The sequence below is a fragment of the Burkholderia arboris genome, from assembly GCF_902499125.1.
Classification (GTDB): domain Bacteria; phylum Pseudomonadota; class Gammaproteobacteria; order Burkholderiales; family Burkholderiaceae; genus Burkholderia; species Burkholderia arboris.
On record NZ_CABVPX010000014.1, the window covers coordinates 105,990 to 119,115 of the forward strand.

Sequence of the window (13,126 nt, forward strand, 5' to 3'; positions counted from 1 at the left end):
TTTCCGACTACTTCCATACCTTTGGGGCATGAAATGGAATTGCGTCAGCTCCGCTACTTCATCGCCGTTGCCGAGGAAATGAACATCACGCGGGCGGCGGAGCGGCTGCACATGACGCAGCCGCCGCTGAGCCGCCAGCTCCAGGCGATCGAGGACGAGATCGGCTTGCCGCTGTTCGAGCGCGGCGCGCGGCCGCTGAAACTGACCGATGCGGGGCGCGTGTTCTATGCGCAGGCGAAGCGCCTCGTCGACCAGGCCGACGAGCTCGGCCCGCTGACGCGGCGGCTCGCGCAGCTGTCGGAGCGGATCGTGATCGGTTTCGTGCCGTCGACGCTGTATGGCGCGCTGCCGGACGTGATCCGCGCGTTTCGCGAGGCGCAGCCGGACGTCGAGCTGTCGCTGATCGAAATGTTCACGCTCGAACAGCTCGGCGCGCTGAAGGGCGGGCGGATCGACGTCGGGTTCGGCCGGCTGCGCTTCGACGACGATCAACTGGTGCGCGAGGCGCTGATCGAGGAAAAGCTGATCGCGGCGCTGCCGGTCGGGCATCCGCTCGCCGATCCGGACCGGCCGCTGACGCTCGCGGATATCGCGAACGAGACGATGATCGTCTACCCGAGCACACCGCGACCGAGCTTCGCCGACCAGCAACTGTCGGCACTGCGCGACGGCGCGGTCGTGCCGGCGGCCGTTCACGAGGTGCGCGAGCTGCAGACGGCGCTCGGGCTCGTCGCCGCGCAGGTGGGCGTGTCGCTGGTGCCGGAGAGCGTGGAGGGCGTGCGGGTGAGGGGCGTCGTCTACCGGCGGCTGCCGGAGCCGGCCGCGACGTCGCCGATCATCATGAGCCGCCGGCTGCATGGCGAAAGCGCGGCTACGGCGGCGTTCTGCGCGATTGCGCGGGAGATGATCGTGCCGGCGGCGTAGCGGTAACGGCCGACGTCGACACAATAAATCGCAACTAACGGTCGGTTTCCGCGCGCACCGCCGAATTCGGCGAGGGTGGCGCGATGACATACCGTCCCGGCTTCCGTCGCAGCCGGCCGGCAAGCCGTCGCGCGGCGTGCCAGGCGAACGGTAACGGCTACCGCTTCCCGTCGAGCGTTTCCGACGGCGATTCGCCGAATTTTTCCCGATACGCGATCGCGAACCGCCCGAGGTGCGTAAACCCGCAATCGAGCGCGACATCGGCGATCCGCCGGTCGGACGCCGTGCCGCGCAGCAACTCTCGCGCATGGTCGAGCCGTGTCGCGCGCAGGTATTGCATCGGGCTCATCCCGCGGAATTGCAGGAATGCGTCGCGCAGCGTCCGTTCGGGCACGTTGGCGGCCTGGACGATATCGGCGAGCTGCAGCGGCTGCGCGTAGTGCGCGTTCACGAACTCCTGCGCGCGTCGCACGAAGCCCGGCGCCGGGTCGCGGTGCGACGCTTGCAGCACCGATGGCGGATGGCCTTCGATCAGCAGGTCGATCAGCAAGTGCTCGAGCTGCGACGCGACACGCGGGTTCGCATTCGCCCGTTCGAGCAGTTCGGGCGACCGTGCGACGAGCATCAACTGCTGGCGCCACGCGGCGAGTGCGGCGTCGCTGATGTGCAGCACGGGGTCGAGGGTCGCGCGCGGGTCGCCGGTCAGCGAACCGACGGTTGCCGCGTCGATGCGCAGCACGAACTGCTCGCAGTCGGCGGACAGCACCGCGTCGAAGGGCTCGCCGGGGGCGCACAGCACGCCGGTCTGGCCGTCGACGCCGAGTTGCCGCCCCATCGCGCGTACGTCGGCATGCCCGGACAGGCAGAACATCAGCAGGTAATAGCCGTCGACCGCGTCGACCTGCACGCGCATCGCGTCGCCGAACGCGATCGCGCCGATCCCGAGCCCGCCGAGCCTGACGAAATCCATGTGCGACGCACCGTGCACGCGGCCGTTCGGCAGCAGTGCATGCGGCTGCATCACGCGCGAGATGCGCTCGCGCGTCTCGTCGAGATCGCGGGATTCGAACAGCCGGTGCGCGCGCAGCGCGAGCGGCTCGAACGACGTTGGGGACATGGGCCTCAGCCTTGGTATGGGCGACGTGCGCTTCGATCCGACGAATGGGTCGCGATCGTGCGACGGGTCGCGTGTGCCGCCATGCTAGCGCAGAAATCCGCCGAAAGTGGATATTGCACCGCCGCAATCGCACTTTCCGGATAGACGGCGAATATTAGCTTTTCAAAAATCGGCTCCATGCATTCAACGCAACGGATCGACAAGGAGTCCGACATGGAGCAGACAGAATCGCCCGTCGTTTTCGCCGCACGCGGCGACGCATCCGACGTGACCTTTCCGCACGACGATGGCTCGCGCGTGCCGTACAAGGTGTTCAGCTCGCGTGCGGTCTACGATCGCGAGCAGGAGCGCATTTTCCGCGGGCCGACGTGGAACTTCGTCGCGCTCGAAGCCGAAATCCCGAAGGCCGGCGACTTCAAGAGCACGTTCGTCGGCGACACGCCGGTGGTCGTCACGCGCACCGAGGACGGCACGCTCTCGGCGTGGGTGAACCGCTGCGCGCACCGCGGCGCGCAGGTGTGCCGCAAGTCGCGCGGCAACGCGAGCTCGCATACGTGCGTGTATCACCAGTGGAGCTTCGACAACCAGGGCAACCTGCTCGGCGTGCCGTTCCGGCGCGGCCAGAAGGGGATGACCGGGATGCCGGCCGACTTCGACCCGAAGCAGCACGGGCTGCGCCAGCTGCGCGTCGACAGCTATCGCGGGCTCGTGTTCGCGAGCTTCAGCGACGAGGTCGCGCCGCTGCCCGAGTATCTCGGCGAGCAGATGCGCCCGTGGATCGACCGCATTTTCCACAAGCCGATCGAGTATCTCGGTTGTACGCGCCAGTATTCGAAGTCGAACTGGAAGCTGTACATGGAGAACGTGAAGGATCCGTATCACGCGAGCATGCTGCACCTGTTCCATACGACCTTCAACATCTTCCGCGTCGGGATGAAGGCGCGCTCGATTCCGGATGCAAACCACGGCCTGCACAGCATCATCACGGTGACGAAGACGAACGACGACACGTCGGCCGCGTACAAGCAGCAGAACATCCGTTCGTTCGACGAGGGCTTCCACCTCGAGGACGAATCGATCCTCGATCTCGTGTCGGAATACGACGAGGATTGCACGAACCATATCCAGCCGATCTTCCCGCAGCTCGTGATCCAGCAGATCCACAACACGCTGGTCGCACGGCAGATCCTGCCGAAGGGCCCCGACAACTTCGAGCTGATCTTCCACTTCTTCGGTTACGCGGACGACACGCCCGAACTGCGCGCGCTGCGCATCAAGCAGGCGAACCTCGTCGGGCCGGCCGGCTACATCTCGATGGAAGACACGGAAGCGACCGAGCTCGTGCAGCGCGGCACGGTGCGCGATGCCGATGCGACGTCGGTGATCGAGATGTCGCGCGGCAATCCGGACCAGCAGGACACGGTAATCACCGAGAGCCTGATCCGCAAGTTCTGGGTCGGCTACCAGAAGCTGATGGGCTATTGAGGCGGGAGCGAAAAATGACGGAAGACATGAAGACGTGGTTCGAGATTTACATGCTCCAGAACCGCTATATCGGGCACCTCGACAACGACCGGCTCGAACACTGGCCGGAGATGTTCACCGAGGACTGCCTGTACGAAATCGTGCCGAAGGAAAACGCCGATCTCGGGCTGCCGGTCGGGATCGTCCACTGCACGAACCAGCGGATGCTGCGCGACCGCGTGGTGTCGCTGCGGCACGCGAACATCTACGAAGAGCACACGTACCGGCACATGACGTCGGGCCTGACGATCGTCGCCGAGCGCGACGGCGAGATCGATACCGAGAGCAACTACGTCGTCGTGCAGACGCGCAGCAACGGCGAATCGAACGTGTATCAGGCCGGCAAGTACTACGACACGGTCGTGCGCACGCCCGACGGGCTGCGCTACAAGACCAAGCGGGTGATCTACGACACGTCGCGCGTGCAGACGCTGCTCGCGACGCCGATCTGACGAAGCAAGGAACAGACATGACCGAAGCAACGCTGGCCGAGTGGCATCCGCTCGGCGCTTTCGACGAATTCTCCGAGGACGAACCGGCGGCGCGCGTCGCCGGCCAGAAGCCGATCGCCATATTCCGGATCGGCGACGAACTGTTTGCGATGCACGACCTCTGTACGCACGGCCATGCGCGGCTGTCCGAAGGCTACGTGGAGGACGGCTGTGTCGAATGTCCGCTGCACCAGGGGCTGATCGACATCCGCACCGGTGCGCCGAAATGCGCGCCGATCACGGAGCCGGTGCGGACCTATCCGATCCGGATCGTCGACGGCCAGGTGGAAGTCAATGTCGGCTGATCCGTTCGTGATCGCCGGCGCCGGCCACGCGGCGCGGCGCACGGCCGAAGCGCTGCGCGAACGCGACGCGGCGGCGCGCATCGTGATGATCGGCGCGGAGCGCGCACTGCCGTACGACCGGCCCGCGCTGTCGAAGGACGCGCTGCTGACGGACGGCGGCGAGCAGCGCGCGTTCGTGCGCGATGCGGCGTGGTACGACGCGCAACGCATCGAGCTGCGGCTCGGCACGCGCGTCGATGCGATCGAGCGCGATGCGCAGCGCGTGCGGCTCGACGACGGCACGACGTTGCCGTACGCACGGCTCGTGCTCGCGACGGGTTCGCGCGTGCGCACGTTCGGCGGTGCAATCGACGAAGGCGTCGTGCCGCACTACGTCCGCACGGTGGACGATGCGCGTGCATTGCGTGCGCAACTTGCTTCGGGTCGTCGCGTGGCGGTGCTCGGCGGCGGTTTCATCGGGCTGGAGGTCGCGGCGGCGGCACGCCAGCTTGGTTGCGACGTGGCGGTGATCGATCCGGCGCCGCGTTTGCTGCAGCGTGCGTTGCCGGACGTGGTTGGCGCATATGCGCGCCAGTTGCACGATGCGCGCGGCGTGGTGTTCCAGATGGCGACGCTGCCCAGCGCGATCCGTCGCGCACCGGGCGGCGGCGCGATCGTCGAGACCGATCGCGGTGACGTGCAGGCCGACATCGTCGTGGTCGGTATCGGCGTGGTGCCGAACATCGAGCTGGCGCAGGCGGCCGGGCTCGACGTCGACAACGGGATCCGCGTCGATGCGGGCTGCCGCACGGCCGATCCGGCGATCTTCGCGGCGGGCGAGGTGACGATGCACTTCAATCCGCTGCTCGGGCGTCACGTGCGGATCGAGTCGTGGCAGGTGGCCGAAAACCAGCCGGCCGTCGCGGCCGCGAACCTGCTCGGCGCCGACGACACCTATGCCGAGCTGCCGTGGCTGTGGTCCGATCAGTACGATTGCAACCTGCAGATGCTCGGGCTGTTCGGCAGCGAACGCACGATCGTCGTGCGCGGCGATCCGGCGAGCGGGCCATTCACGGTGTTCGGGCTCGGCGGCGACGGCAGGATCGTCGCGGTGGCCGCGGCGAACCTCGGGCGCGACATCGGCGCGTCGCGCCGCCTGATCGCGGCAGGGGCGGTGCCCGATCCGGTGAAGCTGGCCGATCCGGCGGTGAACCTGAAGTCGTTCATGTAGGAACGGGATGCGCGGCGCGTGCGCCGTGCATCCCGACTCCGCCTGCGCGTTTGTCGGCCGCGGCGAAATCGGGGATATTAGCGGCATCGCCGATCCGCCGGTCCTCCATGACGCCCGACAAAGCTCTCGAACTGAAACGCAGCAAGCGCCGCGCCCTGTGGCTGCTGCTGGCCGCCGTCGCGGTGTTCGTCACGACGATCCTGCTGCCGCGCGGCCCGTGGGTCGACGGCGTCAAGGCCGTGGCCGAAGCCGCAATGGTCGGCGCGCTCGCCGACTGGTTCGCGGTCGTCGCGCTGTTCCGCCGCGTGCCGATCCCGTTCGTGTCGCGCCATACCGAGATCATTCCGAAGAACAAGGACAAGATCGCCGACAACCTCGCGGTGTTCGTGCGCGAGAAATTCCTCGGTCCCGACGCGCTCGCCGCGCAGATCCGCCAGCACGATCCCGCGCGGAAACTCGGCGCATGGCTCGGCGAACCCGCGAACACCGATGCGCTCGGCGGTTACGTGACGAAGCTGATGAGCTTCGCGCTCGACATGACCGACGACGCGCGGATCCAGTCGTTCGTGCACGATGCGTTCCGCGCGGTGATCGACCGGGTCGACCTGTCGCAATCGGCCGGCGCGATTCTCGATACGCTGACGAAGGACGGCCGCCACCAGGTGCTGCTCGACGACGCGATCGAACAGGTAGTCGACGTGCTCGACAAGGAAGAGAACCGCGAGGTGATCGCGGGCTTCATCGTCGAATGGCTGAAGACGCAGTATCCGAAGGTCGAGAAGATCATGCCGACGCAGTGGTTCGGCGAGAACGGCGCGCGGATGCTCGCGAGCGCGGTGAGCCGTGTGCTCGAAGACGTGGCGGCCGACCCCGAGCACGAGTTGCGGCAACGTTTCGACCGGACGGTCGTGCGGCTGACCGAGCGGCTGAAGCACGATCCCGCATTCATCGCGAAGGGCGAGGAGATCAGGCGCTATATCCGCGACGGCGATGCATTCAACGAATATGTGCGCGACCTGTGGGACCAGTTGCGCGCGTGGCTGAAGGCCGATCTCGCGCGTACCGATTCGGCGCTGCACCGGCAGGCCGCGACGCTCGGCGGCTGGCTCGGCGCGCGGCTCGCCGAGAGCCCGGCACTGCGCGCGTCGCTGAACGAACACGTCGAGCGCGCCGTACACGAGATGGCGCCGGATTTCGCCGATTTCCTGATGCGCCATATTCGCGACACGGTGCGCAACTGGGATGCGCGAGAGATGTCGCGTCAGATCGAGCTGAACATCGGCAAGGATCTGCAATACATCCGCATCAACGGTACGCTGGTCGGCGGGCTGATCGGGCTCGGGCTGTATCTGGTGTCGCTGGTGCCGCGCTGGGCGGCCGGCTGGCTGCATTGACGCGGCCGGCGGGGAGCGCGCAGACGGCGCGATGCCGCGCGCCCGCGCATCACGCGTGCGCTTTCGAGCCGTGCAACTGCAGGCCGAGCGCCTTGATGACCTTCAGGATCGTGCCGAAGCTCGGGTTGCCGTCGTGCGACAGCGCCTTGTACAGCCCTTCGCGCGACAGCCCCGCATCGCGCGCGACCTGCGACATGCCGCGTGCACGGGCGATCACGCCTAGCGCGTGCGCGATGAAGGCTGGATCGTCGCCGGCCTCGTGCAGGCACGCGTCGAAGTAGTCGGCCATGTCGTCTGCGGTTTTCAGGTGTTCGGCCGAATCCCACGGCCGGGTCTTGATCTTGTCCATCGATCACTCCATGTCGAGGTGCGCAAGCATCGCGTGTGCGGCGCGGATATCGGCCTGTTGCGTCGATTTATCGCCGCCGCAGAGCAGGATCACCCAGCGCATTCCACGCCGGACGTAGTAGACGCGATAGCCGGGCCCGTGATCGATGCGCATTTCGACGATGGGCGAGCCGGCGGATTTCCAGTCGCCCGGATTGCCCATCGAGAGGCGGTCGATGCGCGCCTGGATGCGGCGCCTGGCGATGCGATCGGACAGGCCGGCAAACCAGGCGTCGAAGACGGCGGTGGTCCGGACGCTGAACGTAGGCGCACTGTAGGGCACCGATTGCAGTATGTCAACCATGGTTCACATGCGAGGAGGCGGGTGGCGGGTTGTTTCGTGGCTGCTACGGTAGGGCCGCCCGCTTCGTTTGTGTGTGGATTGGCCATCCGGCCGAAGCCGGAATTCCGCGAATCCGTCTACAATCAAAAACGTCTTTGCCGCCCGTGCGCGTTTGCCGCGCGCGGGCGGATCCGTTCGTTCTCCGGTATGGCCGGAGGCGCCGCCGCGCATTGCAAGCGCGTATTGCGCGGCGGGAAGTGCCGTGGTTTGTGTCCAGTAGGTCAGCGTCCGCGTGCCGTAGGCCGGCGCGCGTTATGAACGCCGCGTGTCCGTAGGCCGGGCAGGCGGCATAACCGAGAGTCCCCCATGAAAGCATCGGATCTGTTCGTGAAGGCGCTGGAAGCCGAAGGCGTCGAGTACGTGTTCGGTATTCCCGGCGAAGAAAACCTCGATCTGCTCGAATCGCTGCGGCGATCGAAGATCAAGCTCGTGCTGACCCGGCACGAGCAGGCGGCCGGGTTCATGGCCGCCACCTACGGCCGCCTGACGGGCCGCACCGGCGTGTGTCTCGCAACGCTCGGGCCCGGCGCGACGAACTTCGTCACGGCCGCCGCGTATGCGCAGCTCGGCGGCATGCCGATGCTGATGATCACCGGGCAGAAGCCGATCAAGTCCAGCAAGCAGGGCCACTTCCAGATCGTCGACGTGGTCGACATGATGCAGCCGCTCACGAAGCTCACGCGGCAGATCGTGTCGATCGGCAACATCCCGTCGGCCGTGCGCGAGGCGTTCCGCCGCGCGGAGGAGGAGCGCCCGGGTGCCACGCACCTCGAACTGCCGGAAGACATCGCGCACGAGGAGGGCGACGGCAAGCCGATCCCGCGCAGCTACAGCCGGCGGCCGGTGGCCGAGGAGAAGGCGGTCGCGCATGCGGTCGACGCGATCCAGGCCGCGCGCCATCCGCTCTTGATGATCGGCGCGGGCGGCAACCGCAAGACCACCTGCAAGATGCTGCTCGAATTCGTCGACAAGACGGGCATCCCGTTCTTCACGACGCAGATGGGCAAGGGCGTGATCGACGAGACGCATCCGCTGTGGCTCGGCAACGCGACGCTGTCCGATGGCGACTTCGTGCACCGCGCGATCGAGCATGCGGACTGCATCATCAACGTCGGCCACGACGTGATCGAGAAGCCGCCGTTCTTCATGCGCACCGACGACAAGACGGTGATTCACGTGAACTTCCTCGGCGCGCAGGTCGATCCCGTCTATTTCCCGCAGATCGAGGTGGTCGGCGACATCGCGAACGCGGTGTGGCAGATGAAGGAGGCCGTGTCGCCGCAGCCGCACTGGGATTTCGCGCGCTTCGCAATGATCAAGGAGCACTTCGACGCGCACCTGGAGAAGGGCCAGCACGACCCGCGCTTCCCGATGTATCCGGTGCGCATCGTCAACGACCTGTACAACGCCATGCCGGTCGACGGCATCGTCTGTCTCGACAACGGGATGTACAAGATCTGGTTCGCGCGCTACTGGCGTGCGCACGAGCCGAACTCGCTGCTGCTCGACAACGCGCTCGCGTCGATGGGCGCGGGCCTGCCGTCGGCGATCGCGACGAAGATCGTGCATCCGCAGCGCAAGGTGATCGCCGTGTGCGGCGACGGCGGCTTCATGATGAATTCGCAGGAACTCGAAACGGCCGTGCGGCTGAAGCTCGACATCGTCGTGATGATCCTGCGCGACGACGCGTTCGGGATGATCCGCTGGAAGCAGGAGAACATGAATTTCCCCGATTACGCGATGACGCTGCAGAACCCCGATTTCGTCGCGTATGCGCAAAGCTATGGCGCGCACGGGCACCGCGTCGAATCGGCCGACGATCTCGAGCCGCTGCTGCGCGAGTGCTTCTCGTCGCCGGGCGTGCACGTGATCGACGTGCCGATCGACTATTCGGACAACGAGCGCGTGCTGAACCGCGAGATCAAGCGTCTGTCGGCGCAACTCTGAAATCCCCGTTCACAGGAAGGAGTCGTTCCATGTTGAAGGAAACCTATCCGTACTACCTCGCCAACGAAGCCGTCTACGCGAATACCGATCTGGAGGTGACGGACAAGTTCAGCGGCAAGGTCGCGACGCGCGTCGCGCTGGCCGACGCGAAGGCGATCGATGCGGCGATCGCCGCGGCGGTCGACGCGGCGAAGCCGATGCGCGAGATGCCGGCCTACAAGCGGCAGGCCGTGCTCGACCATTGCGTCGCGCGCTTTCGCGAGCGCTTCGACGAGCTGGCCGAGGCGCTGTGCATCGAGGCCGGCAAGCCGATCAACGATTCGAAGGGCGAAGTCACGCGGTTGATCGATACGTTCCGCGTCGCGTCCGAGGAATCGGTGCGCATCGACGGCGAGATCATCAACCTCGAGATCTCCGCGCGTGCGCAGGGCTATACGGGCTACACGAAGCGCGTGCCGGTCGGCCCGTGCTCGTTCATCTCGCCGTTCAATTTTCCGCTGAACCTCGCCGCGCACAAGGTCGCGCCGGCGCTCGCGGCGGGCTGCCCGTTCGTGCTGAAGCCCGCGAGCCGCACGCCGATCGGCGCGCTGATCATCGGCGAGGTGCTCGCGGAAACCGACTTGCCGAAGGGCGCGTTTTCGGTGCTGCCCGCACATCGCGACGGCGCCGACCTGTTCACGACCGACGAGCGCTTCAAGCTGCTGTCGTTCACGGGTTCGCCGGCCGTCGGCTGGGCGCTGAAGGAGAAGGCCGGCAAGAAGAAAGTCGTACTGGAACTCGGCGGCAACGCAGCCGCGATCGTCGATGCGGACCAGCGCGACCGGCTCGACTACGTGGTCGAGCGTCTCGCGTTCGGCGCGTACTACCAGTCGGGCCAGAGCTGCATCGGCGTGCAGCGGATCCTCGTGCATGCGGATCTTTACGACGCGCTGCGCGAGAAGCTGATCGCGAAGACGCGTTCGCTGAAGATGGGCGATCCGAAGGATCCGTCGACGTTCGTCGGCCCGATGATCTCCGAATCCGAATCGCGCCGGCTGTCGGGCTGGATGGATGCGGCCGTCGCGGCGGGCGCGAAGATCGTCGCGGGTGGCAAGGTCGATGGCGCGATGTTCGAGGCGACGCTGCTCGAGAACGTCGGGCATGAGCAGGACCTGTACCGGAAGGAGGCGTTCGGCCCCGTTGCGATCCTCGAGAAGTTCGAGCGCTTCGACGATGCGCTCGCGCGCGTGAACGACAGCGACTTCGGGCTGCAGGCCGGCGTGTTTACCGATTCGCTCACGCATGCGCAGCGTGCGTGGGACGAACTGGAGGTCGGCGGCGTCGTGATCAACGACGTGCCGTCGTTCCGCGTCGACAACATGCCGTATGGCGGCGTGAAGGATTCAGGCCTCGGCCGCGAAGGGATCCGCTACGCGATCGAGGACATGACCGAACCGCGGCTGATGGTCGTGCGGCGCCGATAACGCGCGCGGGTGCGCGGCACGGAGCCGCGACGGCACGCAGGCGGGCGATCGGGCCGGCCTGCGTGCCGTTTTTCATCGTGGCGTGCGCATCGGGCCGACACAGCTCGCGCGTCCCCCCCGCGCGGTGGCCCGCCGGCCGCGCGCTCGACTGCGAGCCTCGCCTCGTGATGTAATCGCGCCAAACTGCCGACCGGGGTACGACGCCGGAAAGCGCGAATTCATTCTTCACGAGGTCGATTCATGTCCCCCGTCTCGGCATTCAAGCTGGTTCTGTTGTCATTCCTGGCGATCGTCGCGCTCGAATGCATCGCCAAGCGGTTGCGGCTGCCGCCGGCCGCCGCGCTGCTGATCGGCGGCATCGGCATCGCATTCATCCCCGGCCTGCCGCCGATCAACCTCGATCCCGAGCTGGTGCTGCTGGTGTTCCTGCCGCCGCTGCTGATGGACGGCGCGTACTTCTCCGTGTGGGAAGAGTTCAAGCGCAACGTCGGCGGCATCCTGATGCTCGCGATCGGCGCGGTCGCGTTCACCACGTTCGCGGTCGGCTTCGCCGTGCACTGGGTGGTGCCGGCGCTGCCGTGGGCCGCGTGCTTCGCGCTCGGCGCGATCGTGTCGCCGCCCGACGCGGTGGCCGCGAAGGCCGTGCTCGAACGCGTCGCGCTGCCGCGCCGGCTGATGGTGCTGCTCGAAGGCGAGAGCCTGCTGAACGACGCGGCCGGCCTCGTGCTGTTCCGCTTCGCGGTCGTGGCCGCGCTTACCGGCGCGTTCAGCCTCGAGCATGCGGTCGTGCGTTTCGCGGAACTCGGGCTCGGCGGGGTCGTGGTCGGCTTCGTGGTCGGCAAGCTCGTCGTGTGGTTCCTCAAGCTGCTCGACGACGACTATCTCGTGATCACCGTCGCGGTCATCGCCGGCTGGATCGCGTACATCGCGGGCGAAATGGTCGAGGTGTCGGGCGTGATCGCAACCGTCACGGCCGGGATGATCGTCGGCTGGCATCAGCATGAGGTGTTCTCGGCGGCCGTGCGTACGCGCGGCACCGCGTTCTGGCAGGTCATCGTGTTCCTGCTCGAAGCGATGGTGTTCGTGCTGATCGGGCTGTCGCTGCGTGGCGCGATTCACCGCCTCGGCGGTTTCGAACAGGTGCTCGCCACGATGGTGCCGCCGGTGCTTGCGGTGCTGGCCGCGGTGATCGTGTCGCGTTTCGTGTGGATCTACGCGGTCGAGGCGCTGAAGTGGCCGGTGCGCGGGTTCGCGCGGCGCGGCGAAGCACCCGACTGGAAGGCGGCGACGATCATGAGCTGGGCCGGGATGCGCGGCGTCGTGACGCTCGCGATTGCGCTGTCGCTGCCGGAGGCGCTGCCCGGCCGCGACGTGATCCTGGTCGCGTCGTTTGCGGTGATCCTCGTCACCGTGCTGCTGCAGGGCACGACGATCGGGCCACTGATCCGGCTGCTGCGCCTGCCGCAGCGCGAGGAGCGCGCCGCGCACCACCTGACCGAGCCGCAGACGTGGGCACACGTCGAGGCCGCGCAGCTCGCGGCGATCCAGCCGCTCGTGCGCGACGAGAACGGCGTCGTGATCCATCCGCGCCTGCTCGAGCAATACACGTATCGCGCGGAACTGACCGAGCGGGCGAAGAACGAGCCCGAATACCCGGCGGAAGTGCGCGCCGCGCACTACGATGTGGTGCTGGCCGCGATCCGGGCCGGGCGCGCGGAGCTGTTGCGCCTGCACCGTTCGGGGCGCATCCACGACGAAATGCTGCACGCGCTCGAGCGCGACCTCGACCTGCAGGAAGTGTCCGCGCAGCACGCGCGCGGGTAAGCGGGCGCGACCCGCCTTCTCACGGGCCGGCGTCCTGCCGGCGCCGATGCGCGCACAGGGCGATCCTCGCCCGTCACGCGACTTTTTGCTCCCGCCCGCGCGCCGATTCGGTGTTTCTGAATCCGGCCCTCAATACGACCGGCAGCCAGCCTTGCAGCGCATGCAAACCTGATGGCGCCGGTCTCGCAAACGTTATC

12 protein-coding genes are annotated in these 13,126 nt (G+C 66.9%); 9 read left to right on the plus strand and 3 right to left on the minus strand.

Going from position 1 to position 13,126, the window contains the following annotated elements:
- Positions 1-33 precede the first annotated feature (33 nt).
- Positions 34-924 (plus strand): LysR family transcriptional regulator, encoded by an 891-nt coding sequence (locus BLA15945_RS18635; RefSeq protein ID WP_059237397.1) that lies wholly within the window; start codon positions 34-36, stop codon positions 922-924.
- 157 nt (positions 925-1,081) lie between these two features.
- Here the strand turns inward: BLA15945_RS18635 and andR are convergent, their stop codons facing one another.
- Entirely contained in the window at positions 1,082-2,041 is a 960-nt protein-coding gene (gene andR / locus BLA15945_RS18640; RefSeq protein ID WP_059237396.1) for an anthranilate 1,2-dioxygenase regulatory protein AndR, read from the minus strand.
- 213 nt (positions 2,042-2,254) lie between these two features.
- Between andR and andAc the strand changes: the two genes are divergently transcribed.
- The 5 genes from andAc (at position 2,255) to BLA15945_RS18665 (ending at position 6,965) form a co-directional block, all read left to right on the plus strand.
- Entirely contained in the window at positions 2,255-3,526 is a 1,272-nt protein-coding gene (gene andAc / locus BLA15945_RS18645) for an anthranilate 1,2-dioxygenase large subunit AndAc (protein ID WP_174993104.1), read from the plus strand.
- A 14-nt stretch (positions 3,527-3,540) separates the two neighbouring features.
- The gene (gene andAd / locus BLA15945_RS18650; RefSeq protein WP_059237395.1) at positions 3,541-4,017 is read left to right on the plus strand and encodes an anthranilate 1,2-dioxygenase small subunit AndAd; all 477 of its coding nucleotides are present in this window, start codon (positions 3,541-3,543) and stop codon (positions 4,015-4,017) included.
- A gap of 17 nt (positions 4,018-4,034) precedes the next feature.
- On the plus strand, positions 4,035-4,361 hold the full coding sequence (gene andAb, locus BLA15945_RS18655; protein ID WP_059237394.1) for an anthranilate 1,2-dioxygenase ferredoxin subunit AndAb: 327 nt from the start codon (positions 4,035-4,037) through the stop codon (positions 4,359-4,361).
- Complete coding sequence (gene andAa, locus BLA15945_RS18660) at positions 4,351-5,571, plus strand: anthranilate 1,2-dioxygenase system ferredoxin--NAD(+) reductase (RefSeq protein WP_174993105.1); 1,221 nt, start codon at positions 4,351-4,353, stop codon at positions 5,569-5,571. Before andAb ends, andAa begins: the two co-directional genes overlap by 11 nt.
- A gap of 107 nt (positions 5,572-5,678) precedes the next feature.
- A complete protein-coding gene (locus BLA15945_RS18665) occupies positions 5,679-6,965 on the plus strand; it encodes a DUF445 domain-containing protein (protein WP_059237392.1) in 1,287 nt (428 codons plus the stop codon).
- 49 nt (positions 6,966-7,014) lie between these two features.
- On the opposite strand, the gene BLA15945_RS18670 is transcribed toward BLA15945_RS18665, so the two are convergent.
- Positions 7,015-7,314 carry an addiction module antidote protein gene (locus BLA15945_RS18670; RefSeq protein WP_174993106.1) on the minus strand — a complete coding sequence of 100 codons (300 nt, stop codon included), beginning with the start codon at positions 7,312-7,314 and terminating at the stop codon, positions 7,015-7,017.
- Positions 7,315-7,317: 3 nt separating this feature from the next.
- Complete coding sequence (locus BLA15945_RS18675) at positions 7,318-7,656, minus strand: type II toxin-antitoxin system RelE/ParE family toxin (protein WP_059237391.1); 339 nt, start codon at positions 7,654-7,656, stop codon at positions 7,318-7,320.
- Positions 7,657-8,001: 345 nt separating this feature from the next.
- On the opposite strand from BLA15945_RS18675, the gene BLA15945_RS18680 reads away from it, so the two are divergent.
- The 3 genes from BLA15945_RS18680 (at position 8,002) to BLA15945_RS18690 (ending at position 12,929) form a co-directional block, all read left to right on the plus strand.
- A complete protein-coding gene (locus BLA15945_RS18680) occupies positions 8,002-9,642 on the plus strand; it encodes an acetolactate synthase large subunit (RefSeq protein WP_174993107.1) in 1,641 nt (546 codons plus the stop codon).
- 29 nt (positions 9,643-9,671) lie between these two features.
- Positions 9,672-11,105, plus strand: a complete 1,434-nt coding sequence (locus tag BLA15945_RS18685; RefSeq protein ID WP_059237389.1) for an aldehyde dehydrogenase family protein — start codon at positions 9,672-9,674, stop codon at positions 11,103-11,105.
- 240 nt (positions 11,106-11,345) lie between these two features.
- Positions 11,346-12,929 carry a Na+/H+ antiporter gene (locus tag BLA15945_RS18690; protein ID WP_174993108.1) on the plus strand — a complete coding sequence of 528 codons (1,584 nt, stop codon included), beginning with the start codon at positions 11,346-11,348 and terminating at the stop codon, positions 12,927-12,929.
- The last annotated feature ends 197 nt before the right edge of the window (positions 12,930-13,126 follow it).

What these genes read in the sequence shown, in the direction of transcription:
- BLA15945_RS18635 (WP_059237397.1), top strand. Translation starts at nt 34, where the DNA reads ATGGAATTGCGTCAGCTCCGCTACTTCATCGCCGTTGCCGAGGAAATG.
- andR (WP_059237396.1), bottom strand. Translation starts at nt 2,041, where the DNA reads ATGTCCCCAACGTCGTTCGAGCCGCTCGCGCTGCGCGCGCACCGGCTG.
- andAc (WP_174993104.1), top strand. Translation starts at nt 2,255, where the DNA reads ATGGAGCAGACAGAATCGCCCGTCGTTTTCGCCGCACGCGGCGACGCA.
- andAd (WP_059237395.1), top strand. Translation starts at nt 3,541, where the DNA reads ATGACGGAAGACATGAAGACGTGGTTCGAGATTTACATGCTCCAGAAC.
- andAb (WP_059237394.1), top strand. Translation starts at nt 4,035, where the DNA reads ATGACCGAAGCAACGCTGGCCGAGTGGCATCCGCTCGGCGCTTTCGAC.
- andAa (WP_174993105.1), top strand. Translation starts at nt 4,351, where the DNA reads ATGTCGGCTGATCCGTTCGTGATCGCCGGCGCCGGCCACGCGGCGCGG.
- BLA15945_RS18665 (WP_059237392.1), top strand. Translation starts at nt 5,679, where the DNA reads ATGACGCCCGACAAAGCTCTCGAACTGAAACGCAGCAAGCGCCGCGCC.
- BLA15945_RS18670 (WP_174993106.1), bottom strand. Translation starts at nt 7,314, where the DNA reads ATGGACAAGATCAAGACCCGGCCGTGGGATTCGGCCGAACACCTGAAA.
- BLA15945_RS18675 (WP_059237391.1), bottom strand. Translation starts at nt 7,656, where the DNA reads ATGGTTGACATACTGCAATCGGTGCCCTACAGTGCGCCTACGTTCAGC.
- BLA15945_RS18680 (WP_174993107.1), top strand. Translation starts at nt 8,002, where the DNA reads ATGAAAGCATCGGATCTGTTCGTGAAGGCGCTGGAAGCCGAAGGCGTC.
- BLA15945_RS18685 (WP_059237389.1), top strand. Translation starts at nt 9,672, where the DNA reads ATGTTGAAGGAAACCTATCCGTACTACCTCGCCAACGAAGCCGTCTAC.
- BLA15945_RS18690 (WP_174993108.1), top strand. Translation starts at nt 11,346, where the DNA reads ATGTCCCCCGTCTCGGCATTCAAGCTGGTTCTGTTGTCATTCCTGGCG.